Origin of the sequence: Bacillus salacetis (genome assembly GCF_003581585.1) — a bacterium.
Lineage (GTDB): Bacteria > Bacillota > Bacilli > Bacillales > Bacillaceae_B > Rossellomorea > Rossellomorea salacetis.
The window spans coordinates 93,279-115,785 of record NZ_QXIR01000006.1; the positions used below are offsets into that span (position 1 = coordinate 93,279).

Below are 22,507 nucleotides of genomic sequence, written 5' to 3' on the forward strand. Positions count from 1 at the left end.
ACCTGTCGAAGGGTACGGCGCTTTTTTGGGGGTATAGAAACATGAGCCCTCCTCATACTAACCATGAATGAACCCGAAGAAGGAGGATATCCATGAAAAAACCCCTCATAAAAGCTCTTATTCTTATGCTATTTATTTCAATATTATTTATCGCCGTTCCTTCCTCCTGCCTGTTTGCCCAAACACCGAAGAAGAACGTGATCTTTATGGTGATGGACGGGACCAATTCGGATATCGTGACACTTGCCCGGTGGTATAAGGGTTCTTCTTTGGAATTGGATGGGATTCTCACCGGGGGAGTCAGGACCTATTCCCGCCAATCCGCCATCACAGATTCCGCTGCCGGCGGGACTGCGATGGCCACCGGTTTCAAGACGGATGCTGATTACATCGGGATGGTGCCCGATGGCAAGGGATCGAAGCCTGCGGTCAGTCTGCTGGAGGCTTCCCGTATACGAGGATACAGCACAGGAATCGTCTCTACTTCCCCTGTCCAGCATGCCACCCCGGCTGCCTTTTCCGCTCATGTCAAGAACCGCGATGAGTTCAGTGATATTGCTGAACAGCAGGTGTATCAAGGGATCGATGTGGTACTTGGCGGCGGCCTCTCCTGGCTTCATGATGGGGGCGATGAACGGTTGACCAATGATGACGGGATGTTGAAGACGAAGGAATCAGCCCGCAAAGATAATGAAAACCTGCTGAGGATCCTGGAGGAAAAGGAGTATCACTTCCTGGAAGGGAAGTCCGATATGAGAGAACGGTCTGACGGCAAGCTTTGGGGCAGTTTCGCTGATGAAGATATGGCGTATGATTTTGACCGGGCACAGCTTTTACCCGAGCAGCCCTCTTTGGCAGAAATGACAGGGACAGCGATTGAGCGATTGAATCAAAGCGAGGAAGGATTCTTCTTGTTCGTCGAAGGAAGCAAAGTCGACTGGGCTGCCCATAAGAATGACCCGGTCGGAATGATCAGTGAAGTCCTGGCGTTTGATAAGGCGGTTGGTGTTGCGGTTGATTTTGCAAAGCGTGACGGCAATACTATGGTGATTGCCGTGACCGACCACGGGAACAGCGGGCTGACGATCGGAAACGGCACAACGGATAAGACTTATTATGATCAGCCTGTTGAAGCGATCATCAGGCCATTGAAGGCAGCGAAATTAACAGTCAAAGGGGCATCATCTCAGTTGAAAAAAGACCGTTCCAACTTGAAGGACGTGTTGGCTTCTTATGGGTTGGAGGAGCACACGGAGAAAGAATTCTGCAAGGTGGAAAATGCTCGAACAATTACTGATCTGGAAGATGAAATGGCGGCAATGCTCAGCAAGCGAGCAAACCTCGGATTCACCACCCACGGTCATACTGGCGAAGATGTATTTTTATATGCCTATGGACCAGGGAAGCCAACGGGTCTGCATGAAAACACCGACCTTGCCGCGGCGGTCTCGGATTACCTGGGATTGGATCTGAAGGGACTGAAAGATCTGTATGTGGATGCGAAGGAGTATTATGAGTCCATGGGCTACCAGACTAACATTGATTTGAGTGATAAGCATAACCCTGTTTTCATCGCCATCAAAGGAGAAGAAAAGCTGGAGTTCCCCGAAAATAAAAATGTAATGTTTCGAAATGGCGTGGAAGTCGCACTCAAGGCAGTCAATGTTTATAACGGCGACACCTTCTTCATTCATGTTCAGTAGCAACGGGTCACTTTAGCGCTTTAAAGCAGCCGGGGACTGTCCCCGGCTGCTTTAAAGTACTAAAGTGATTTAGAATATCCAGCACTCTCCATTTTCGGTCTGCTTTGCGTTATAATAATAGAATGGTTAATTTTTGAACGGAATCAGTCAGGAGGCGGCAAATCCTTATGAATGCACATGAATTACAGGAAAGATTGACACCACTAAGCGATTACTTGCTGGAAGAACTTCCGTATGGCAGTGAAAGACAAACGATTGTACAAAAGGGATTGCTGCTTTTCCGGCAGAATCTTGTTTCCAATATAAAATTTCATGATGACTCGATTACAGCGGATGTTCAGGATGTCACGCCGGTCAAGGTTACGCTTGAACTGGAATTCCCGCGGATAAGCAAGTGCTCGTGCCCGGCGCAGGTCTGGTGCCGCCACCGCATGGCTGCTTTTTTTGCTGTGTACAGCAAGGCCCAGCCCGTCACCAATTGGATCCACAAGTGGCGCACCACACCAAGTGAAGAAGAACCAGCCGCTCTTCCTGAAAAAAAGGCAAACCTGCAGGACATCCTAAAGAAACATGAGGGCAGCATCAAAAAAGCCAGCGACCTTTTAAAGGACCGCAAGCAGCGCGGAGAGACACCCGAAGAATGGTGGGAGTTCCTTCAATATCAGTTTGATCAATGGGATAAAGATGCGTTTCACCGGCATTCCCACCTGCTGGACCTGCACATCCAGAACTTCTTCAGGAAACTGATGAAAGAGGCACCATTCGAACGGGAGTGGAAGCCGCTGTACCAGCTCTATGCAACGTTCTTTCTTTTTCAGAGCTTCGACAGGATGATGATGTTTTTCAGAGGGAAAAATGCGGATACCTCGCACTATGAATTTTTGATCGATGAGATGTTCGACAGCGTCAAACAGTTGTCTGTGCATGCCATGCCGTTCCGGTTTGATCCCTTCATTGAATTTTTAAAAGGGAAAACCGAGGAACTGACCTCTTCCACTGATAACAGTACATTGGCCAAAGCGGAAATCTACCGCTTCCTTTGGTACTTTCTCTTTAAGAAAAAGGCATGGCGCCAGGCCGAAGTGGAAAGGCTGCAGGATGAACGCAACCCTGATGATATCTTCTACTCCCTGGCCCTGCTGCATCAATATATTCTTTTAGAAGAAAATGAGCTGGCAGCAAACGAAATCGAGAAACTGGGCACCGAGATTGTCCCCTACTCCGATTTCTGGCTGGAGCAGCTTTTTCAAAACAAAAAAAATGAGCAGGGTGTGGTGTTCTTAAAAAGCATCCTGCCGAAGGTGCCTGCTTACGTCAACAGCCTGCCTTCTTATGACAGCGCCGCGTTCACACGCTGGTTTTTGCGGACCCTGCCGATTGACTGGATGACGGAAAATGAGCATGGCCTTCTCCGGAAACTGCTTGTTGCCCTGCTGCCGTACAGCTATTACTGGTATAACGACTTTCTCCTCAGCACTAAATCGTACCGAGAGTGGGTCGAGCTACAGCGCTTTGTCGGGCATGAGCTCAGGGAAATGGACAACTTGGGGCTCCGCGATGCCGCAAAGGAAGCCCCGCAGTTCGTCCTCCCGCTCTACCATGAAGGAATCGAGCATTATCTTGCGGGCAGAAGCCGCGATAATTATAAGCAGGCGGTCAAATATTTAAAGAGACTGCGGACACTTTATAAAAAACTGAAGAAAACCGACCAATGGGAAGTCTATTTCAATTTGGTTTTAGACAGAACAAGACGACTTCGCGCGTTTCACGAAGAGTGCAGAAAGGGGAAGCTGATCGATGCTTAAGACGCGCATGCTGCATGTGTACATAGAGCCTTTGAATAACGGCCGCTTCTTCCTTTACTGTGAGAACGACAGCGGCTTTGATGTGCCTGTCGATGATTGGAAAAGCCAGCTGTTTCTTTGGCATGAACCAAGCTATTACGGGACGATGGTGGCTCCGAAAGAATCAGGCACCCATAAAGGGATCGAGGTGTCGAGCTGGGATCTCCTCCTGCTTTTTGCCGATGAAGCTTTCAGCGGGATGATTGACTGGCATTGGGATGAGCTTGGCCAGAAATGCCAGGCTGTCGCTCCGGTGATGTACGATTCGATTCAGGAAGGCAAATGGATCCCCCGGTTTGAAGATATGGCGGAGAACGGGCTTACCTTCCAGGTCCCAGATGAACTATGGGATAACTTTCCCGCCGAGTTCTGGCAGGAGGATATCGGCGAGGAGTCGGCTGAAGAGTTCGTTTCCGACTGGTATCAGCGGGCCGTCCGCCAGTCGCTTTCCTCTGGGGGCAGCGATCATCTCTTCACCCGTTTGAAAAAACTCGAAGACAGTACGTTGACACCTGAAGAACTTCACGCTTATTTTGACGAGGAAAAATGGAGTGAATGGGTCGGCCTGAAGGAAGATGATTTGCCGTTCACACTTGGACTGCGACTGACAGAACCACTCGAGGAACATGATCCATGGGAGCTGGAAACCATCCTTCGTGATAAAAAACGGGCCAGCAAAGTCTACTCGCTTGGGGAAGACAGACTGCCTCCTTCTTATAAAATTCATCTCGAAAGTGTAAAAGAGGAACAAAACCGCTGGCTGAAAATGCTGCCGCTTCTGGACCAGGGCGGCGAGATCCGGAACTCACTGGATGAGCATGATGCATGGGATTTCCTCACAGTATTGAGCGAGAAATTCCTCGACCTTGATATTGAAATCCTCCTTCCTGCTTGGTGGCAGGCAATGAAGGATGCCCAAATGACCGTCAAGGCCAAGGTGAAGAACACAGACAGTTCTTACCGGCCGTCTTTTGTCGGGCTGAATGCCATGCTGGACTTTGACTGGCGCCTGTCAATGAACGGTGTCGATTTATCGGAAGAAGACTTTCAAAATCTAGTGGATGACCAGCGGCGCCTGATAAAAATCCGCGGGCAGTGGATGAAGCTCGATCCCGCCATGATCCGCCGCATCCAGGAATTGATGACCAAGGCAAAACAGGAAGGAATCTCGATCCAGGATATGCTTGAACAGCAGCTTGTGCCCCGCGATGAAGACGAAGGACTTCCTGAAGACGAAGAATATGATCCTTATGAGTTTGCGAAAATCCAGATCGATTTGAACCGGTCGATGAAAAAAATGATCGATACCCTCAACAATGCAGCAGAAGTACCGATTGTGCCGACACCAGAATCGTTTCACGGAGAACTGCGCCCCTATCAACAGCAAGGGATGAGCTGGATGCTCTTCCTGCGCCGGTATGGATTCGGCGCCTGCCTCGCAGACGATATGGGCCTTGGAAAAACGGTACAGCTGATCACCTATCTGCAAGAAGTGAAGTCTGTTGAGAATCCACAAGCCCCTGCGTTGATAATCGCGCCGACTTCGGTTCTTGGAAACTGGCAGAGAGAGCTAGAAAAGTTTGCACCCGATTTAAAGGTGAAGCTGCATTACGGTCCCAGCAGGGATAAAGGGATCGATTTTGCCAGAGGACTGCTGGATGTCGACGTTGTCCTGACTTCGTATGGGTTGTCTCATCTCGATTTTGAAGAATTAGAAACCATTGAATGGAATGCGATTGCTTTGGATGAAGCGCAAAATATTAAAAATGCTAACACCAAGCAGTCGCGCGCCATCCGCAAGCTTGAAGGCAAGCATCATATCGCGTTGACAGGGACCCCGATGGAAAACCGCCTGTCCGAACTGTGGGCGATCTTTGATTTCCTGAATCACGGCTATCTCGGCGGATTCACGCAGTTCCAGAAGCGGTACATCGTGCCGATTGAAAAAGAAGAAAATGAGGCAAAAGTAAAAGAACTGCAGGCGAAGATCAGGCCGTTCCTGCTCCGCCGTACCAAGAAGGATCCGGAAGTCGAACTCAACCTGCCTGATAAAATCGAGCAGAAAGAGTATTGCGCGTTGACGGCTGAACAGGCATCACTCTATGAGCAGCTCATCAAAGATACCTTTGCACAGTTGGAAACATTGAGCGGGTTTGAACGAAAAGGGCTTGTGTTGCAGATGCTGAACCGCCTGAAACAGCTTTGCAATCACCCGGCCCTCTACTTGAAAGAGCCAGAGCCGGCCAATATAGAGAAACGTTCGGAGAAAATGCGTAAGCTTGTTGAGATCATAGAAGCCGTCCTGGAATCCAACGAGGGATGCTTGATTTTCACTCAGTACATCTCAATGGGTGAAATGATCCAGAATGTCATGAAAGAAAAATTTGGCATCGATGTTCCATTCCTGAATGGAAGCATGGGGAAAGTCCAGCGTGATACCCTTGTGGAGCGATTCCAGAATGGAGAGTTCCCTGTGTTCCTGCTTTCTTTGAAGGCAGGCGGAACAGGGCTGAACCTCACAGCAGCCAACCATGTCGTCCACTACGACCGCTGGTGGAACCCGGCTGTCGAAAACCAGGCAACCGACCGCGCCTACCGTATCGGCCAGAACCGGTTCGTCCATGTCCATAAAATGATCGCCTCCGGAACTCTCGAGGAGAAGATCGATATGATGCTCGAGAAGAAACAGGCCTTGAACGACGAAATCATCCAGAGCGACCAATGGATGACCGAGCTTTCAGACCGCGACCTGCATAGTTTGTTGTCGCTGGATTAAAGTCTATAAACCGCAAGTCCTGCATCTGACAGAGCTTGCGGTTTTTTGATTTGGAAATCCTTTAGCACTTTAAAGCAGCCGGGGACAGTCCCCGGCTGCTTTAAAGCGCTAAAGTCCCCACGCATAAGAAAATGCCGATTCGTGATGAACCGGCCAATAGTGAGGTGGAAAGCGAAGTATAGCTATTGAGTTTTTCTTTAAGAGGTACAGCAGAAGGTTGTTACGGGGTTCAGGTTATGAAATAAAACAAGACTTAAGAAATTTAATTTACTTTTGCAGGTGTAGTGATAAAGGTCATTCTTTTGTTTGCGGGATCTTGAGGCTTATCCGAGGATACTTCTTTCTCCAGCAGCGTCACCCGCTGTGAAAGATAATACAGCTCCACATTGGCTCTTGCCAATTTCCTTATCAGGTCTTCAATCAATCTTTCCATTGATTCGCTTTTGTTCATTATGGACGCCCTCCATATTTAGTCATAAACCAAACGTGTCTTACTTTAGAAAACCGGCAGCGTCTGATCGACTTCCGAAGATCTTTGCTGAGGCTGCTGTGCAGGCCTCTGCTCTTGCGGCACGGTCTGTGTCTGCGGCTTGGCTGGAAATGGCTGTTGCTGTACCGGCCTTCCATCCAGGAATTTCACCTGTTCCGCCACTACTTCCGTCACATACACCTTCTTCCCGGTCTCATTATCATAATTCCTTGTCTGGATGCGTCCTACCACACCCAAAACGGATCCTTTATTACAGTACTTTGCCGTGTTTTCAGCCGCCCGCTTCCACATCGTGCAAAGCACAAAATCAGCCTCATAGTCCCCTCCCTGATTTTTAAACTGACGATTGACCGCCAAAGTGACATTCAACACTGCCTTCCCATCAGCTGTGTAACGCATCTGCGGATCCTTCGTCAGCCTGCCTACCAACGTGACCTGATTTATCATGTTCTCTCACCTCTTTTCTTTCGTTGGTAAGTATAGGATATAAGCAGGATTCATCTTTGTAAAATGGGGAAAGTGCCTCTTTCAATCTCATTAACAACTTAAAAATCCCATTTTCACTAAGAGGAAAACAGGATTTTCATAAAAAGAAAAGCTAATAATCCGAAACTCAAGAAATTTAATCTTTTTTGCCCGGCTTAATTCAACAATAACTTGGAAATCCATAATCCATGCAATAGAAATGTTAGTAAATACACTGCGATAGCCGTATAAGCTACCGAGGCAAACCATTTTTTCCTTGGGATTTCTCCATAAAGGATTAGCGCATATAGGAAGACGGATAACAAAATTTTTACAGAGAGGAACCATGCCGGATGAGCAGAATAGATAGAGTCCATGATGGGGTTGGCTTCTTTAATGAAATCATTTTTGATTCCATACCACGTGACAAACGCGTCAATTAAATTGAGTGCAGCCAATATATGAAGGACCACTTTCATGGATTCACCTGCTCGTTAGTAGGAGTGATAGTAGAATATTTCTTTTTGTAAAAATAAATGGACGCTCCGCTAACGATTAGTAGAAAGTATACCCCGTATATAGAAATGGATAACAATCTGTCTCCAGCAAATACACTCCCTGCCAGTGTAAACGTAATAACAGCCGGCAGTTTGCCTGCTAAAGTGGCAGTTAAAAAAACAAAAAAATTGACTTTGCTCATGCCTGAAAGGATGTTCACGATTGGTGACGGGATAACAGGTAATAGACGAACAAATAGGAGACCCAGAAAGGCATTTCTCTCAAATGAACGTTCATAATCTTTTACTTTAGGATACTTATTCAACACGCCTTGTGACCAATCCCGGAAGCCATACCTTGATAAGTAAAACATCAAAGTGGTTCCCATGAAAATGCCTGTTAGAGAAATCAACGTCCCATTCACAACTCCTGCTACCGAACCTATTACTCCTGCCAGCACAGGATAAGGAATGATAGGGAAAAATACGAGGACCGCGACGAAAAAAATGCTTATGATTACGGCTAAGCCTCCTCCCCCGTGCACCAACTCGATCATCTGCTCTTTTTGATTGATCCCCATAATTATGATGATAGCTGACAGACTTAAAGAAAGGGATTGTTTCATCATCGGATTCATCACTCCTAGAGGAATTAAAGAAAAAATGAATTACCTGTAGTAGGCAATTCATGGTCTTGTGGGTTCCAGCCTTTTTCTGCGGTATCTTTGTACAGCCATTAATAATAAACTTGCAACCGACATTATCGCACCTAAGGTCAAGAACACAAAGGTGTTTGTACCAGTCTCCGGCAGCTTAGGGCCATCTACAGGCAGCAAGCCGCCAAGTGTGCCCGCTACATAGAACTTGAACTCCACTTCTGTTTCAAGGCCTTGAAACTCGTTTCCCAAATGCGCGGGGAATTCTACAGTGAAATTCAAATCTTCTTCTGCTGTTTTAGCAAGATTTCTTCCATCAAATCCTTTAAAGTCTGAGATCTTTCCGTTATATAGTTCACCTTTGGCATCAGAAACCTTCATCGTTAATTCGTTATATAGTTTTTTTGAGCCAGATTTTAAATGAGTAGACATCGTATAAGTAAAATCTTGTTTTCCTTTGTTACTGATTTTGATTGTTCTGTCTGCCCAATCACCAGGTTTCATGTTATCTACATCAAATAGCACTTTTGTGGGCGTAGTGGCTATATCTACTTCCGGTATCGATTCATTGGGTGCAGCAGTTGCCAAATTGATTGCTGAAAAAAACATTAATATCAGCAGACTGAAAACAGCGAGGCATCTCTTTACTTTATTCATCACTTCTCACGTCCTTATCCATTTGGACATTCATCAGGAAGCATTGTTTTCGATGGTGTCGTTCTTTTTCGTTTTAATATCGATTTCAGAAATGGCTTTCCAGATTGTGAAACCAGAGTAGATTAGCAATAGGATTCCAGGGACCAGTAACAGAAACGCACCGTTCTTTGAGTTTGTAAAATTCATAAAGTAGCCAAGGTACGGAATAGTAAAGCCGCTGTATTCTGCCACCACATTTTCAGAGAGAACAGGATTCATGTCCTCAGCGTTATTGTTGTCCCCTTTTGTCTTATACATAATGTTGTCTCCGCTTTTGATTACTTCTGTCACTCTATGGGTAACGAGCATATCTTTTTCTTGCTGGAACGTTATGACATCCCCTTTTTCAAAACGGGTCATATCACCGCCGGGTTTAACAGCAATGACCGATCCCGTCTTAATACCCGGTTCCATTGATCCGGATAGGACGGTTTTTAGCTGATACCCAAACACTTGCGGTTCGCCTCCGGATGCCTTCGAGGAAACTACGACAACTACCATAAAGATCAATACCAGAAATAATATTGTGGTTACTATATTGCTGCCCCACTTCATAAGCTTTTTACCATTCATAACGATCAACCTTCCTCTGTTTTCTTTTCATCTTTTTTATCTGGATCAGGAACTGCAGGAGCCTCGTCTGCTTTAGCTTTTGGTTCTTCAACAGGTACTTGCGGTTCTTCTGGTGCAGGAGGTGTTACAGGTTCTTCAGGCTGTTTTTCTTCTTCCTTCGGCTGCTCTTGCTCTTCTTTGACAGGTTCTTCAACTTTTTCTTCGGGTTTCTCTTCCTTCACTTCTTCTGTTTTATCCGTGACAGGATCTGAGGCTGGTTGTTCTTGATTTTCATCTTTGCCTTCTGATTTAGATTCCTTGTTTTCTTTAGGTTCCTTCTTCTCCTCTTCTTCATCTTTATCTTGACACTTCACCATGATCTTGTGGCTCCAGATGACTTCATTCTTCCCTTCATATCCATCCCTTTGATAGACTTTAAACATGAAGGATCCCTCTAACTCTGTTGGAAAAGATAGCGTAATAGTTTCGTTTTCCTTGATTGGCTTGATTTCTCCCTCACCAATTTTTTTGCCATTGTCTTTAGGGCTGCCCTCTTCGATGTAATATACTTCATATTTCGCTGGCCCAGTCATTGTAAAACCGTGATTCTTTATATCTGCACTAATCTCTGTTGGAGTACATACTTTTAATTTTTCTGTATTACTTTTTACAAACCCAAGATCGCTTTTATCGAACCAAGTCCCAGCTTGGATAGTGAAGCTATCTTCATCTGTGTCGCTGAAATAAGCGGCCGTGTTGGAGTTTAAGTATGATAGAGTGAATATTAATATGTAGCAAGTCAGCAGAACTTTACTGCATAATAGTAGTTTCTGGTTACGTTTGGCATATTTTTTTATTCTTAAGTACCTCAATAAAAGCCCTCCTCATTTCCATCACTATATGATAGAAAATGAACATTTATTTTATCTCGTCTAATTAAAATCCATTCTATCTACACGACATAAAATAAATTTGAGGAAAGGTAAGCGTAATGCTTACCTTCCCCAGTAACACTCCTCTTATTTACTCTCGCCTGCTGTTTGTTTAGCATCGAATTTCCACACAAGAGAAAGGGAATCATCTTGGAATTGATTTTGATCTTCACCGTTGTCTACAAATTCAAATTGAACATAGAAATTATCTGAAGTTCCAGATTTCAAACCACTTCTTTCGCCAAAGAATGACCATATTTTCTTTTGAACTGCATCTGGTGCAGTTCCTTTTAAGTCATGGAGAGTTGTTGAATAAATAATGTCATTCGGTGTTACTAGGCCGCTCTTATCTAAATTTTGAAGGAAATTCACCCGAATATGTTTACCCATATCGTCACTATTATCATTTCCTGCATCTGTTACTGAATAATCAGTTGTCAGTAATACTTTTGAAATATCCAGTGATCCTTCATTTTTTAATTTGAATGTTCTGTTCATCCAATCACCAGGTTTAATATCATCTACATTAATAATTACATCTGGACTTATTGATAAATCTAATGTCCCAGCTGCAAAAGTATTTGTTGTTGTTTCTACGTCATTAAAGTAAGCATATGTACCCCCACCAACTAATGACAAACCTAGTGCTGCAGATGCTACTCCCAAACCTAATTTTTGCTTAATACCCATCTTATAATTCCTCCTCGAATTTTGTTTTCGTTCGTTACAGGTCTTTTTATTTGTTCTCTGTAACGAACTTACAATGTAAGTATATTCCATAAGTCCTAGCTTGAAAAACTTGAAAAACCTCCGTTTTTTCGTTAAAACGAACATTATTCTACCATTATCTTCTAATAACTCCTGTTTTCTTACTAATTTGTAAATTATAATGAACTTTTTGTATTTTATAATGAACAAGGTAGTGTTCAGTCTCTCGTTAATATTTCTAATAACTAATGACAAATTATCTCATTTGCGAGAAAATAAAGGTACAAACCCTTGAGGAGGATTTCGCTTGTTCAATAAGTTTCTTAAATATATAAGTATTCTCATGCTTACCGCAGGTATTGGATTAATCGGATATGCGGGCTATCATATATTCAAACAGAAAACGGAACAGGACAATGCTTTGCAAGAAGCAAAAGCCCAGGTTGTATCAAATGAAGAGCCTGAGACAAAGGAGGAAATATCAACTTATTCATTTGAAAAAGGAGATGTAGTCGGCATCCTCCAGATTCCTGCCCTCAATAGAGAACTCCCCATTATAGAAGGAACAGATGAAGACGAACTGGAAAAAGGCGTTGGGCATTACTCCTCAACCAAGCTGCCGAACCAGCAGGACCGCATCTTCCTTGCCGGCCATCGGGACACAGTCTTCAAACAGATGGGCGATCTTCAGGAAGGTGACCAGTTGAAAGTTGAAATGAGCAATGGAACTTTCACATATGAGATTTATGAAATGTTCGTTGTGAAGGAAGACGACATGTCGGTTGTCCTATCCACATCACCTGATGAGATCTTGACCCTATCCACCTGCTATCCCTTTGAATACTTATCAAGCACTGTAGAGCGTTATATCATTAATGCCAAACGGATTGACTGATTGGCTGGTTTAGAGCTGGCGTTTTTCATATGAGTGAATACCGGACAGTTAGTGAGTATTAAGTTATCTTTTTATCCAAAGGAAAAGCTGACTAATTAAAGAAATAACTTACCTAGTTGATTGAAGCGGAGGGTGTTCGACCTCCTGCGGGACTAGCGGGACAGGTGAGACCAAGGTTACGTACCCACTGGAACGTAACCCCGCAGGCAAAGCTGAGGTGGCCAGTCCAGCTCCAGCGCCAAGGCCCTAGGGGTCATAAGCCAAGCCGTCAAGAAGGTGAAAGAGCCATCTTCCCGCCGGCTTGGCTTATGCCTGTCGGTGCTGATCAAGGCGCTTGTGCTTTTTAAGTCACCGCCCGCCCCGCGGAGTCGAGCACCTGGAGCGAAAACCATGTTATAACTAGTATTAGAGTGACCCAGTATGTTTTTAAATCTCCCATATGTTATAATTTGTACAAACTATGAGATGGAGGATCGTTCATGAAAACCTTTAAAGTAATCACCCTTCAAGTTGTTGAAAACGATGATCTTAAAGACATTGAAATTGTGGACGGTTTAATTATTAATAAAGAAGATGGAAAAGGGACCTGGCTGATTGAGGGGTGCATGAAGAAGGATTATTATGATTTCTTCCGTGATGCCCAGCAGAGCGAGAATGACATTGAGGTGCAGGTTGTCATCTCCCTTCCTGAAAATGACCCGGCTGCCTTTATGACGAGGATCAGCTGCATCAAAACGATGGATTTTCATTTGAGTGTTCTTTTTGAAGGAAAGCTGAAGAAGATGCGCAATGAATACGCAGAACTTCTGCTTGATGATCTGGTGGATAAAGGATTTGAGGGAGCAGGGCTTGTACAGGAATTCAGGGATAAGATGCGTTCCAAGCCAAGACTGGCTGCAACTGCTAAGTCATCCAAATAAATTTTCAGACAAAATATGACAAGAAACGGCTTGTTTTGTGGTATACTGTCACTATAATGGATGATTATACGTACAGGATGTGAACGGTAATGATCGGGGAAAGAGTAAAGAAGCTTAGACAAGAGAGAAAAATGTCCATGACCGAACTTGCGGATAAGGCTGGGGTTGCCAAGTCTTACTTGAGTTCCATAGAACGAAATTTGCAGAAGAATCCATCGGTTCAGTTTTTGGAGAAGATTTCCACAGCGCTGAATGTCCCCGTCGATTCTTTACTATATGACACGATTGAAGATAAGCATATCGATTCGGACTGGGTCAATATTGTTGAACAGGCGATGGAGTCTGGCATCAGCAAGGAACAGTTCCGGGAGTTTATCGAATTCAACAAGTGGAAACTAAATCAAAAGTAAAAAAGCGATTCCCCATTTAGTGGGAATCGCTTTGATTATTTTACAAGTACTTTTGATTTCTCTCTATTCGTATGTAGGTATTCTAGGATTTCGTCTTTGGTGACCCCTACCGCCATTGCTTCTTTAATTAATGTAATCCACTCCAGATCCAGTTCTCTTTCCACCACTTTCTAATCTCCTCCTAAAATACACTTAGTATTTCAGGCAATCCAGCCATCCTAGCAAGAACCTTTTCCTGCCTTAGATCTGTGACTTTGCGTCCTCATTTTTCAATGAGTTTGCCTTTGTCTGACTATCCCGTTGGCTAACCAGTTCTTTAACTATATCCATTATACTAATTACTAAAACCTATAATTTGTAAAAATCTGCTGTAGATTCTAACTTTTTTCCTATCTTATTTTACATTTATTTCCCTTTTGTAGTAATTTTCTGTTAATTTTGTCGTTTATGAAAGGTTTTTTTGTCGGATATCCATGTTTCTTAGTGGAAAAGATTTACGATATGCTTTTAGTTTTTTCTCTAAAGGAACAATCTTCTGGTTAATTTGAAGGAAGCTTGATGGGTTATGAACTGGTAAGTCAGTGAGGTCATTTCCACAGGATGGGCACAGCCACTCCCCTGTTTCAGTAGAGCTGAATGAGGGACGGCTGCATCGCTGGCAATGTTTCTTAAACATAAATCCACCTCTCTCGTTCGTTATATAGTACTTTATGTCTACTATACAGGATTTTCCTTTTATTTGCTAAACGCTAAAATCCTCCAAATATTCTTAATAAAGAACTTTTTTCTTTAGTTTTCTACTGTATGCTGTCTTTATCTTAACTATACTGATTTTATAAAATATTTTTTGTTCGTTATAATGGAATAACTAACTATATAATGGAGAAGGAGTTCGGGCTATGGTGGGGGAGAGAATCAAATCCATAAGAGAGAAAAAGGGAATGACCATTAATGAATTAGCTCAAAAGGCAGAGATTTCAAAGTCTTATATTAGTTCGATTGAAAGGGATATACAGAAAAACCCTTCTATCAATGTGCTGGAAAGGATTGCAGCAGCCCTTGAAGTTTCACTCGATAAACTGCTTGATCAACCGGATTTGGAGGTCACCCTTGAGGAAGATTGGATCAGCCTGCTGAAGGAAGCGATAGAGCAGGGACTTACCAAGGAGGAGTTCATCCATTTCACGATGTTAATGGAGATGAAAAGAAGGAAGCCGCTCGGGGGAAGGGAAAAGAATCATAAAAAGACCATATAAAAAGCCGGTACTAAACCGGCCTTTGACTTCATATTACTGATTGTTTTTCTCATCGTCTTTCATTTCGTCTTCCAGGTCGTTACCATTATCGCCGTTTTGATTGTCGTCGATGTCTCCATTGTTGTCTTCAGAGATATTTCCTTCACCATCGTTTGTATCCATATCCATGTCGCCGTTGTCGTTCATATCTCCATTTTCATTCATGTCCCCGTTGTCGTCGTTAGGAACTTCTTCTTCAACTGGAGCTTCATTATCTTCCGGAGGCGGCTCCTGGTCGCCGTTACAACCTGCAAGAAGCATTGCGGAAAGTGCTGTTCCACCAAGGATGGATAAAAGTTTTTTATTCATGTGTATGACTCCTTTCATTACAAAGAATTTTTGAGACCTATCTCTGCGGTCTTTTGATAGCATGCCCCATAATTTTGGAAACTTGCATCCAGTACCAATATTTTTGTTAATGAAAGGGCGGTCCCTTTAATGCTTTAAAGCAGCCGGGGACAGTCCCCTGGTGCTTTAAAGCATTAAAGAAGTCCAGCTGCTTCGGCAGCTGGACTTCTTGTTTTGTTATTCTTGTTTTTCGCCTAATGCGAACATCATTTCTGTTTCGCAGGCTACTTCGCCGTCTACTGTAGCTACGGCTTTTCCTTTGCCGATTGCTCCGCGGAAGCGAACCATTTCGACTTCCAGGCGGAGAACGTCTCCCGGCTTCACCTGGCGCTTGAACCGGCAGTTATCGATTCCTGTGAAGAACGCAAGGCGTCCGCGGTTTTCTTCCTTTTTCAGCATCGCCACTGCCCCGACTTGTGCCAACGCTTCTACGATCAGGACTCCCGGCATTACAGGGTAATCCGGAAAATGGCCGTTAAAGAATTCTTCGTTTGCCGTTACATTCTTGATTCCCACGGCGCTTTTTCCCTCTTCGACTTCAATGATCTTGTCCACTAGCAGGAATGGATAGCGGTGCGGGATAATTTCTTTGATTTGAGTAATATCGAGCATCAAACTGCCTCCTTAATCCTTTATGTACCTTTTCTTCTATCCATTCTACCTGAATTCTTCTTGGATAAAAAGTTATTTTGGATCAGCTCGCCATTTCGCTTTAGCGCTTTAAAGCAGCCGGGGACTGTCCCCCAGTGCTTTAAAGCGTTAAAAACCCGGCCTTCTGTAAGGAGACCGGGGTTGATTTTTAGTTATTGTTCTTTTTTGACTATATCGATAATGTGCTGCCATGTGGATTTGTCCAGTACATCCATCGGTTTGCCGTCCCCTATGACGCCATATCCGAACATGGCGCCTCCAATGACACATCCGGCAAGAAGCACAACAAACAGGATGATTCGCAGCCAGATCGGAAGAACACGGATTCTTACCCACTTGCCGGGCTTTTCTTCCGCTCTGTTTTTCTTATTCTTTTTTTCCGCTTTGATTTCTTCCCTTGTTTTGCCTTCTTCTTGCAGAATTTGCTTTTCAGTCATTGTTTTAACTCCTTTAACGGATTCCATTTACAAGTCCCATCATTTGATCTGCCATCGAGATGGAACGGCTTTGGAATTGATATGCCCTCTGGACATTCAGCATGTCCGTCATTTCTTTCCCTATGTCGACATTGGAACCTTCCAATGTGCTTTGAGCGAGGCCGATATTATTTCGCAAGGCACCGTTCATGTTGGTGAGAATTTCATCTTCAGTGACTCCCAGCCCCTGCAGATCGTCCGGCAGTCCCAAAAGGTTTTGGCCGGCCTGCTCCATGAACTGAGGTTTTTCAATTGTTACTATTCCAAGGTTAAATGGCACTCCTGCGATAGTCAACTGTCCATTTTCACCAAGACGAATGTCTTGGCTGTTCATTTCCGCCTCTGTAAAGGTGATAAAGTCATCATTTTCATCAAGGATGGCATGTCCCTGGCCATTCACCAGCATCATTTCGCCATTGCCTGCCGGGTTTGCATAGAAAGCACCATCTCTTGTGAAACGTACTTTCGCTCCATCTTCCCCCTGAACAAGGACTTTGAAAAATTGATTGCGTGCAGTCAGGGCGAAATCGAGATTCCTGCCTGTTGACTTTAAAGAACCTTGGGCAAGATTGATTTCAGACTGTGACAGCTTTGCGCCAACACCCTGGCGAATGCCTGCAGGGGTCATTCTGCCATTGATATCCCTGTCAGCTTTTTGGTTATTGACCTGCTGGAACAGCAGTTCCGAAAACATGGATTCCCTGCGCTTATAGCCATTTGTGTCACTGTTCGCGAGGTTATGTCCGATTGTATCCATCTGCTTCTGCAGCTGGTTCAATGTATTGGTTGCGCTGATCATCGTTCTGTTCATCGGTCAGTCCCCTCTCCTAGCCATTGACACGGCCAATTTCATTCACTGCTTTTTCCAGGCTTCTGTCATACGCCTGTAAAACCTTTTGATTGGCTTCGAATGATCTGTAGGAAGTCATCATATCGGTCATCGTTTTAGCGGTATCAACATTGGAGCGCTCGATAAAACCTTGCTGCATCCCGAATGCTGCCTCACTGCCGTATGCATCTGGAAGGGGCTGGTTATCTTCTGTCCTGAAAAGACCGTCCCCTTCTTTTGTCAGCCTGTTTGGATTGAGCGCAAAGCCTATACCCAGTCTTGCTGACTCAATTTCATTCACCAGGACTCGGCCTTCTTCCGTGATTTTGAACTCATCGGAAGGCATCTGGATCCGCTGGCCATTTTGATCCAGGACATATAAGCCGCTCGCAGATGTTAAAAATCCTTGTCCATCCACGTTGAAGTTTCCATTTCTGGTGTAACGAGGTGTTCCGTCTCCGCCTTGAAGAGTGAAGAACACTCCTCCCCGCAAGCCGGTTTCAGGGTCGACAGGAATAGTTCCGTCAACCAGCGCGACATCCGTCAATCTTTCTGTTTCCTGGAGATCCCCCTGTAGGAATGCCGGGATCGTTTCCTGCATGTAAACCCCCGTATTCAATGCCCCCACCTGTTGGGACATAGGTATTTTAAGGCCGTTCTTGGTCGGGACATCCAGCTTTTGTCCCTGCAATGACAGCAGCATTTCCGGGAAGGCCTTCATTGAAGACTGATCCGCTTTATATCCCGGGGTATTGGCATTGGACAGATTGTTTGACAGCATTTCTGTTTTCCGTTGCTGGGAAAGCATCCCGGAGGCAACAGTATAGAATCCGCGCAGCATGTTGGGCACCTCTTTTTCCGTACATTTTTATCTAACAATTATTATATCGGATCCTTTTCGGGATTGTTATGTGTTTCTTTCAATTGGTTGTTATTGGTATCAGCTGATTTTCCTTCTGCTGATCTTATCGATGTTTTCCAGCATGATGCCTGTCCCGATTGCTACACAGTTCATAGGGTTTTCAGCCACAAGGACAGGTACTTTGAGTTCTTCGGCAAGCAGCTGATCGATCCCGTGTAAAAGTGCACCGCCGCCTGTAAGGATGACTCCTCTATCGATGATATCCGCAGAAAGTTCCGGTGGCGTTCTCTCAAGGACATTCTTGGCAGCTTGTACAATGACAGCTACAGACTCACGAAGCGCTCCTTCGATCTCTGCAGATTTTACAGTGATTGTTCTTGGAAGACCGGAAACCATATCACGGCCGCGGATTTCCATGGATTCGTCGCGGGATCCAGGGAATACTGTCCCGATGTTGATTTTGATATCTTCAGCTGTGCGTTCACCAATCAAGAGCTTGTACTCTTTTTTGATATAGCTGAGGATTTCCGCATCGAACTTATCACCAGCCATTTTGATGGAAGATGCTGTAACGATGTCACCCATGGAAAGAACGGCTACATCCGTTGTTCCTCCCCCGATGTCCACGACCATGTTCCCATAAGGCTGGAAGATATCCATTCCGGCACCGATCGCTGCAACTTTCGGCTCTTCTTCAAGGTAAACCTTTTTGCCGCCGCTTTTTTCAGCTGCTTCCCTGATCGCCTTTTGCTCGACGCTTGTGATGTTTGTAGGGCAGCAGATCAGAATGCGGGGCTTGGACAGCAGCCCTTTTACATTCAGCTTGTTAATGAAATGCTTCAGCATGGATTCTGTTACATCGAAATCCGCGATGACGCCATCCTTCAATGGACGCATTGCCGCAATGTTTCCAGGTGTACGTCCAACCATTCGCCTGGCTTCTTCACCGACAGCAAGGACTTTGTTGTTGGTGCGGTCGATTGCCACTACAGAAGGCTCGTTCAGGACGATTCCTTTTCCTTTCACATGGATCAATACATTAGCCGTTCCCAGGTCAATTCCAATATCTTTCGCTAACATTTTCTTGTTCTCCCTTCTCAATTTCAACGCTTTTTCAAAGCCATCCTATTTATTATCAAAGTAATATCGTTGGTTGTTTAAATTATTTAAAATAGGGAATAGAAAAAACTTCACCTAATTTATTATTTTACCATAAATATGTCGAAAGCAGGTACTAATTGTCTATTTTTTGTCAAGAAAAACATATTAGCGCAACCTGATTACAATATGAAATAAATGCATTCTGTTTCAGATGCCCGTCGGCCAGTGTGGCAATATAAATTGAAGTGTCCATCCGGTGATGGATAAAGGACCTTCATTGCCAAGGATTTTTAAAACAGAAACCGAAACCTGGCTGCCACGGGAGCCAGAGGAATACGGCTGATCCTCAGGGGCTGCCCCATTCCTCTCCAATCTACCGATAGCAACTTATTTATACTATTGAGTATTCCTCCAACATTTATATAATCATTCCGCCACCGCTTAAGTTTTTTACAATGCTGATGAAAGTGACCTGATTCCAATATATTTACCTTTTTGGCCATATAAATAAAAGCACCAGGTATCATATCCATCTTGATACCTGGTGCTTTTCAATTGATTTCGAGTTCATCTTTTTTATATTTCTTCTTGGTTGCTTCCCCACCGCGGAGATGGCGGATTGATTTATGGTAATCGAGAATATCTTTTACTTCGTTTGCGAGTTCAGGATTAATTTCAGGTAACCTTTCTGTCAGGTCTTTATGAACGGTACTTTTCGATACGCCAAACTCTTTCGCTATGACACGAACGGTTTTCTTTGTCTCCACGATATATTTCCCAATCTTTACTGTTCTCTCTTTGATGTAATCGTGCACACCACTCTACCTCCCTAAATTGGATGGAGAAGTGTGAAATGAGACTCGCTCTCGCTTTAACTTCTGCTGGATGGCCGCACTGCTTCTTATTTGCGGCAGAAAGCCTTATTTACTGCTTATCAGCTTCCCGGATACTGTATATGAACATGATGATGGCACTTTCCCTGTCTGAATAAACGACTCTTCACCTCAAACACTCTCTTTTTTGTCAGGTTTGTTTCATTTTATTAAGCATGGTCAAGATATATGCAAGAAAAAGTGAATAAGGACAAGGGTACAATCGTTATTTTCTGAATTTTCATCAATTTAACTTCCTCATGTCCTGGCACCGCTGCCTCCTAAAAGCTTCAGAAATTCAGAAACGGGATAGGTGGTTGTGATTGAATCGTTGATGGCCCTGTGACGCAGGTATACCATCGTTCCGAAGTCTTGGCCCGGACTGGATATCAGATTTAGTTGAGTGGATCAATGACTTCGCGGGCAGGAAGGGACCCGCTTTTTCGTTTACACTCGCTCATAAGAAGCTTCCGATAAAAAAGGGGTACTGGCCGACCAGGTAGACTTGTGCTGTATCTAACCTAATTCAAGAAAGAATACTGCCCCTCCTATTGGCAGCCCCCGTGGTCTCCGCTTCAAAATCCCGGACAAATGAGTTATTTCCCGAGAAATTTGTCGATGCAGATGATTGTATGGCAGAATGAGCTGTTCCTTGGTCAAGCTTTGGAGGTGAGCCAATGGTTAAAAATGAAAAACTGCACCCCTTTCCACCCTAAAAAAGATGGAGGAGTGCAGCCTTCTTTAATTCCTCATTATTTATTCATTGTCACATCATCATTGATCCAGACTTCCCCATCCTTGAACGTCATTTGTTCAGGATAGCGGAGATCGATAACTTCTTCCTGGATTTTTTGGGATGGCGCTTTGGTAGATAAGGAGACAATGATATTAGTCAGGAATCCAGCCACTGCGCCGAATACACCTGCTCCTGTATCGATGATGCCGAATAAGGAGATGCCCTCTCTTGCCAGGAAGATATAGGTCAGGGTAACACCAAGGCCCACCAGCAGCCCGGAAATGACTCCTGCTGCATTTGAACGCTTCCACCACACCCCAAGCACAAGGGCAGGGAAAAACGTGCCTGAGGCAAGCGCAAAGGCCCATGCGACGATCTGGGTGATGACACCTGGAGGATTCAACGCAACCAAACCGGCAAGAAGAGTTGCAACCACAATTGTCCACCGGGCAACAGCAAGCCTGTTCTTGTCAGTGGAATTCGGCCTGAACACCCTGTAGTAAATATCGTGGGCGAAGGATGAGGAAATCGCCATCATCAGTCCCCCGGCAGTGGATAAGGCAGCAGCCATCGCACCCGCAGCTACAAGACCGATTACAAATACTCCAAGATTGGCAATCTCGGGCGTAGCCATTACAACGATATCGTTGGAAATGACCAACTCTGTCCATTGTAGGATGCCATCCCCGTTGCTGTCGGCGATCTGCAGTTTGCCTGTGTCCACCCAGGATGTCGTCCATGCCGGCAGTTCACTGATTCTTTGCCCCGCAACCTTCGTCATCAAAATAAAACGCGAGAAGGCCGCATAGGCAGGCGCTGATAGATAAAGAAGCCCGATGAACAACAGAGCCCAAGCCCCTGACCATCGGGCCGCTTTCATGGTCGATACCGTATAGAAACGGACGATGACATGCGGAAGCCCCGCTGTACCGGCCATCAATGTGAACATGAGGGCCATGAACTGCCACTTGGTCCCGTTCGTGAATGGAGCAAAATATTCCGATATGCCGAGCTCACGGTCCAGCTCGCCCATTTTACCAATCAGCTCTCCATAAGAAATCCAAGGCAGCGGGTTGTTAGTCAGCTGCAGACTCATGAATATGACAGGGATGAGGTAGGCAATGATCAAAATGATATACTGCGCTACCTGTGTCCATGTTATCCCCTTCATGCCGCCGAACGCCGCATAGAATGCAATCAAAACAACGCCGATCATTGTCCCGACTTTTGCATCGATTTCAAAAAGACGGCCGATCACCACCCCCGAACCTGATAACTGGCCGATGGAATATGTGAACGAGATGATGATGGTACAGATGGCAGCAATGACACGCGCCGTATGGCTGTTATAACGGTCCCCGATGAATTCCGGCACCGTATACCGTCCATACTTCCTTAACTGCGGGGCCAAAAGGAAGGTCAACAGCAGATATCCGCCTGTCCACCCCATGATATAGGCAAGGCCATCATATCCCAGTATCATGACCGTTCCTGCCATACCAATGAAGGAAGCGGCGCTCATCCAGTCGGCGCCGATGGCCATTCCATTAAAGATCGGCGGTACCCCGCGGCCGGCAACATAGAAATCGGATGTCACCTTCGCCTTGTTATAAACCGCAATACCGATATAAAGAGCAAAAGTAGCTAAAATAATGGCTGTTGACACAATAAATTGCAAATCCATATTTGTCCCCCTTTTTTCTTTCTTAATGGGTGAAGCGTTTATATTGATCCTTAAATTTTTCGTTGTTCAGGAGCAAAAAAATCATTGGCACTTTGGTAAAGCAACCCTT

The 22,507-nt window shown here is 44.8% G+C and carries 25 protein-coding genes and 1 riboswitch; of the genes, 7 read left to right on the top strand and 18 right to left on the bottom strand.

Annotation, left to right across the window (positions count from 1 at the left end):
• The first annotated feature begins 92 nt into the window (after positions 1-92).
• The 3 genes from D3H55_RS06430 to D3H55_RS06440 all read left to right on the top strand — a co-directional run bounded on the left by D3H55_RS06430 (position 93) and on the right by D3H55_RS06440 (position 6,323).
• On the top strand, positions 93-1,703 hold the full coding sequence (locus tag D3H55_RS06430; RefSeq protein WP_119546093.1) for an alkaline phosphatase: 1,611 nt from the start codon (positions 93-95) through the stop codon (positions 1,701-1,703).
• A gap of 167 nt (positions 1,704-1,870) precedes the next feature.
• Positions 1,871-3,508, top strand: a complete 1,638-nt coding sequence (locus D3H55_RS06435) for an SWIM zinc finger family protein (RefSeq protein WP_119546094.1) — start codon at positions 1,871-1,873, stop codon at positions 3,506-3,508.
• On the top strand, positions 3,501-6,323 hold the full coding sequence (locus D3H55_RS06440) for a DEAD/DEAH box helicase (RefSeq protein ID WP_119546095.1): 2,823 nt from the start codon (positions 3,501-3,503) through the stop codon (positions 6,321-6,323). The genes D3H55_RS06435 and D3H55_RS06440 overlap by 8 nt, the downstream gene beginning before the upstream one ends.
• A 262-nt stretch (positions 6,324-6,585) precedes the next feature.
• Here the strand turns inward: D3H55_RS06440 and D3H55_RS06445 are convergent, their stop codons facing one another.
• The 8 genes from D3H55_RS06445 to D3H55_RS06480 form a co-directional block, all read right to left on the bottom strand.
• A complete protein-coding gene (locus D3H55_RS06445) occupies positions 6,586-6,774 on the bottom strand; it encodes a hypothetical protein (RefSeq protein WP_119546096.1) in 189 nt (62 codons plus the stop codon).
• Between the two features lie 45 nt (positions 6,775-6,819).
• The gene (gene ssb, locus D3H55_RS06450) at positions 6,820-7,260 is read right to left on the bottom strand and encodes a single-stranded DNA-binding protein (RefSeq protein WP_119546097.1); all 441 of its coding nucleotides are present in this window, start codon (positions 7,258-7,260) and stop codon (positions 6,820-6,822) included.
• 194 nt (positions 7,261-7,454) lie between these two features.
• The gene (locus D3H55_RS06455) at positions 7,455-7,757 is read right to left on the bottom strand and encodes a DUF5658 family protein (protein ID WP_119546098.1); all 303 of its coding nucleotides are present in this window, start codon (positions 7,755-7,757) and stop codon (positions 7,455-7,457) included.
• Complete coding sequence (locus tag D3H55_RS06460; protein ID WP_168412983.1) at positions 7,754-8,404, bottom strand: TVP38/TMEM64 family protein; 651 nt, start codon at positions 8,402-8,404, stop codon at positions 7,754-7,756. The genes D3H55_RS06455 and D3H55_RS06460 overlap by 4 nt, the downstream gene beginning before the upstream one ends.
• Before the next feature lie 57 nt (positions 8,405-8,461).
• A complete protein-coding gene (locus D3H55_RS06465) occupies positions 8,462-9,088 on the bottom strand; it encodes an LPXTG cell wall anchor domain-containing protein (RefSeq protein ID WP_119546100.1) in 627 nt (208 codons plus the stop codon).
• A 33-nt stretch (positions 9,089-9,121) separates the two neighbouring features.
• Positions 9,122-9,700, bottom strand: coding sequence for a signal peptidase I SipW (sipW, locus tag D3H55_RS06470; protein WP_119546101.1), 579 nt, complete (start codon positions 9,698-9,700; stop codon positions 9,122-9,124).
• Positions 9,701-9,705: 5 nt separating this feature from the next.
• Positions 9,706-10,551, bottom strand: coding sequence for an amyloid fiber anchoring/assembly protein TapA (tapA, locus tag D3H55_RS06475; protein ID WP_119546102.1), 846 nt, complete (start codon positions 10,549-10,551; stop codon positions 9,706-9,708).
• 147 nt (positions 10,552-10,698) lie between these two features.
• A complete protein-coding gene (locus tag D3H55_RS06480) occupies positions 10,699-11,301 on the bottom strand; it encodes a TasA family protein (protein ID WP_119546103.1) in 603 nt (200 codons plus the stop codon).
• A gap of 325 nt (positions 11,302-11,626) precedes the next feature.
• Here D3H55_RS06480 and srtD point away from each other — a divergent pair, with 325 nt between their 5' ends.
• The 3 genes from srtD (at position 11,627) to D3H55_RS06500 (ending at position 13,544) form a co-directional block, all read left to right on the top strand.
• Positions 11,627-12,214, top strand: coding sequence for a class D sortase, LPxTATN-specific (srtD, locus tag D3H55_RS06485; protein WP_240628501.1), 588 nt, complete (start codon positions 11,627-11,629; stop codon positions 12,212-12,214).
• A 479-nt stretch (positions 12,215-12,693) separates the two neighbouring features.
• Positions 12,694-13,134, top strand: coding sequence for a YwpF family protein (locus D3H55_RS06495; RefSeq protein ID WP_119546104.1), 441 nt, complete (start codon positions 12,694-12,696; stop codon positions 13,132-13,134).
• Between the two features lie 89 nt (positions 13,135-13,223).
• Positions 13,224-13,544 carry a helix-turn-helix domain-containing protein gene (locus D3H55_RS06500; protein WP_119546105.1) on the top strand — a complete coding sequence of 107 codons (321 nt, stop codon included), beginning with the start codon at positions 13,224-13,226 and terminating at the stop codon, positions 13,542-13,544.
• A 35-nt stretch (positions 13,545-13,579) separates the two neighbouring features.
• Here D3H55_RS06500 and D3H55_RS06505 read toward each other — a convergent pair whose 3' ends face one another.
• Together D3H55_RS06505 and D3H55_RS25475 are read right to left on the bottom strand one after the other, a co-directional pair.
• Entirely contained in the window at positions 13,580-13,711 is a 132-nt protein-coding gene (locus D3H55_RS06505; RefSeq protein ID WP_119546106.1) for an anti-repressor SinI family protein, read from the bottom strand.
• A 33-nt stretch (positions 13,712-13,744) separates the two neighbouring features.
• Positions 13,745-13,837, bottom strand: a riboswitch (cyclic di-GMP riboswitch).
• A gap of 152 nt (positions 13,838-13,989) precedes the next feature.
• A complete protein-coding gene (locus D3H55_RS25475) occupies positions 13,990-14,220 on the bottom strand; it encodes an eL43 family ribosomal protein (RefSeq protein ID WP_119546107.1) in 231 nt (76 codons plus the stop codon).
• 223 nt (positions 14,221-14,443) lie between these two features.
• Between D3H55_RS25475 and D3H55_RS06515 the strand changes: the two genes are divergently transcribed.
• Entirely contained in the window at positions 14,444-14,800 is a 357-nt protein-coding gene (locus tag D3H55_RS06515) for a helix-turn-helix domain-containing protein (protein ID WP_119546108.1), read from the top strand.
• Positions 14,801-14,833: 33 nt separating this feature from the next.
• Here the strand turns inward: D3H55_RS06515 and D3H55_RS06520 are convergent, their stop codons facing one another.
• The 8 genes from D3H55_RS06520 to D3H55_RS06555 all read right to left on the bottom strand — a co-directional run bounded on the left by D3H55_RS06520 (position 14,834) and on the right by D3H55_RS06555 (position 22,398).
• A complete protein-coding gene (locus D3H55_RS06520; protein ID WP_119546109.1) occupies positions 14,834-15,148 on the bottom strand; it encodes a hypothetical protein in 315 nt (104 codons plus the stop codon).
• Between the two features lie 216 nt (positions 15,149-15,364).
• On the bottom strand, positions 15,365-15,799 hold the full coding sequence (gene fabZ / locus D3H55_RS06525; protein ID WP_119546110.1) for a 3-hydroxyacyl-ACP dehydratase FabZ: 435 nt from the start codon (positions 15,797-15,799) through the stop codon (positions 15,365-15,367).
• Positions 15,800-15,990: 191 nt separating this feature from the next.
• Entirely contained in the window at positions 15,991-16,275 is a 285-nt protein-coding gene (locus D3H55_RS06530) for a DNA-directed RNA polymerase subunit beta (RefSeq protein WP_119546111.1), read from the bottom strand.
• A 13-nt stretch (positions 16,276-16,288) separates the two neighbouring features.
• Positions 16,289-17,125 (bottom strand): flagellar hook-basal body protein, encoded by an 837-nt coding sequence (locus D3H55_RS06535; RefSeq protein ID WP_119546112.1) that lies wholly within the window; start codon positions 17,123-17,125, stop codon positions 16,289-16,291.
• Between the two features lie 16 nt (positions 17,126-17,141).
• Positions 17,142-17,984, bottom strand: coding sequence for a flagellar hook-basal body protein (locus D3H55_RS06540; RefSeq protein WP_119546113.1), 843 nt, complete (start codon positions 17,982-17,984; stop codon positions 17,142-17,144).
• Positions 17,985-18,083: 99 nt separating this feature from the next.
• Positions 18,084-19,085, bottom strand: a complete 1,002-nt coding sequence (locus D3H55_RS06545) for a rod shape-determining protein (protein ID WP_119546114.1) — start codon at positions 19,083-19,085, stop codon at positions 18,084-18,086.
• A 572-nt stretch (positions 19,086-19,657) separates the two neighbouring features.
• Positions 19,658-19,921 (bottom strand): sporulation transcriptional regulator SpoIIID, encoded by a 264-nt coding sequence (spoIIID, locus tag D3H55_RS06550; RefSeq protein WP_006838368.1) that lies wholly within the window; start codon positions 19,919-19,921, stop codon positions 19,658-19,660.
• Positions 19,922-20,730: 809 nt separating this feature from the next.
• Positions 20,731-22,398: a sodium:solute symporter family protein gene (locus D3H55_RS06555; RefSeq protein WP_119546115.1), complete on the bottom strand. Its 1,668-nt coding sequence runs from the start codon at positions 22,396-22,398 to the stop codon at positions 20,731-20,733.
• Positions 22,399-22,507: the final 109 nt, after the last annotated feature.

Bases quoted from the DNA above. Each gene is read 5' to 3' on its own strand.
- D3H55_RS06495 (WP_119546104.1), top strand. From the start codon at position 12,694: ATGAAAACCTTTAAAGTAATCACCCTTCAAGTTGTTGAAAACGATGAT.
- ssb (WP_119546097.1), bottom strand. From the start codon at position 7,260: ATGATAAATCAGGTCACGTTGGTAGGCAGGCTGACGAAGGATCCGCAG.
- D3H55_RS06555 (WP_119546115.1), bottom strand. From the start codon at position 22,398: ATGGATTTGCAATTTATTGTGTCAACAGCCATTATTTTAGCTACTTTT.
- D3H55_RS06440 (WP_119546095.1), top strand. From the start codon at position 3,501: ATGCTTAAGACGCGCATGCTGCATGTGTACATAGAGCCTTTGAATAAC.
- D3H55_RS06445 (WP_119546096.1), bottom strand. From the start codon at position 6,774: ATGAACAAAAGCGAATCAATGGAAAGATTGATTGAAGACCTGATAAGG.
- D3H55_RS06545 (WP_119546114.1), bottom strand. From the start codon at position 19,085: ATGTTAGCGAAAGATATTGGAATTGACCTGGGAACGGCTAATGTATTG.
- D3H55_RS06520 (WP_119546109.1), bottom strand. From the start codon at position 15,148: ATGAATAAAAAACTTTTATCCATCCTTGGTGGAACAGCACTTTCCGCA.
- D3H55_RS06535 (WP_119546112.1), bottom strand. From the start codon at position 17,125: ATGAACAGAACGATGATCAGCGCAACCAATACATTGAACCAGCTGCAG.
- D3H55_RS06500 (WP_119546105.1), top strand. From the start codon at position 13,224: ATGATCGGGGAAAGAGTAAAGAAGCTTAGACAAGAGAGAAAAATGTCC.
- D3H55_RS06465 (WP_119546100.1), bottom strand. From the start codon at position 9,088: ATGAATAAAGTAAAGAGATGCCTCGCTGTTTTCAGTCTGCTGATATTA.
- D3H55_RS06540 (WP_119546113.1), bottom strand. From the start codon at position 17,984: ATGCTGCGCGGATTCTATACTGTTGCCTCCGGGATGCTTTCCCAGCAA.
- D3H55_RS06530 (WP_119546111.1), bottom strand. From the start codon at position 16,275: ATGACTGAAAAGCAAATTCTGCAAGAAGAAGGCAAAACAAGGGAAGAA.
- D3H55_RS06460 (WP_168412983.1), bottom strand. From the start codon at position 8,404: ATGATGAAACAATCCCTTTCTTTAAGTCTGTCAGCTATCATCATAATT.
- D3H55_RS06515 (WP_119546108.1), top strand. From the start codon at position 14,444: ATGGTGGGGGAGAGAATCAAATCCATAAGAGAGAAAAAGGGAATGACC.
- sipW (WP_119546101.1), bottom strand. From the start codon at position 9,700: ATGAATGGTAAAAAGCTTATGAAGTGGGGCAGCAATATAGTAACCACA.
- fabZ (WP_119546110.1), bottom strand. From the start codon at position 15,799: ATGCTCGATATTACTCAAATCAAAGAAATTATCCCGCACCGCTATCCA.
- D3H55_RS06435 (WP_119546094.1), top strand. From the start codon at position 1,871: ATGAATGCACATGAATTACAGGAAAGATTGACACCACTAAGCGATTAC.
- D3H55_RS25475 (WP_119546107.1), bottom strand. From the start codon at position 14,220: ATGTTTAAGAAACATTGCCAGCGATGCAGCCGTCCCTCATTCAGCTCT.
- D3H55_RS06430 (WP_119546093.1), top strand. From the start codon at position 93: ATGAAAAAACCCCTCATAAAAGCTCTTATTCTTATGCTATTTATTTCA.
- D3H55_RS06480 (WP_119546103.1), bottom strand. From the start codon at position 11,301: ATGGGTATTAAGCAAAAATTAGGTTTGGGAGTAGCATCTGCAGCACTA.
- D3H55_RS06455 (WP_119546098.1), bottom strand. From the start codon at position 7,757: ATGAAAGTGGTCCTTCATATATTGGCTGCACTCAATTTAATTGACGCG.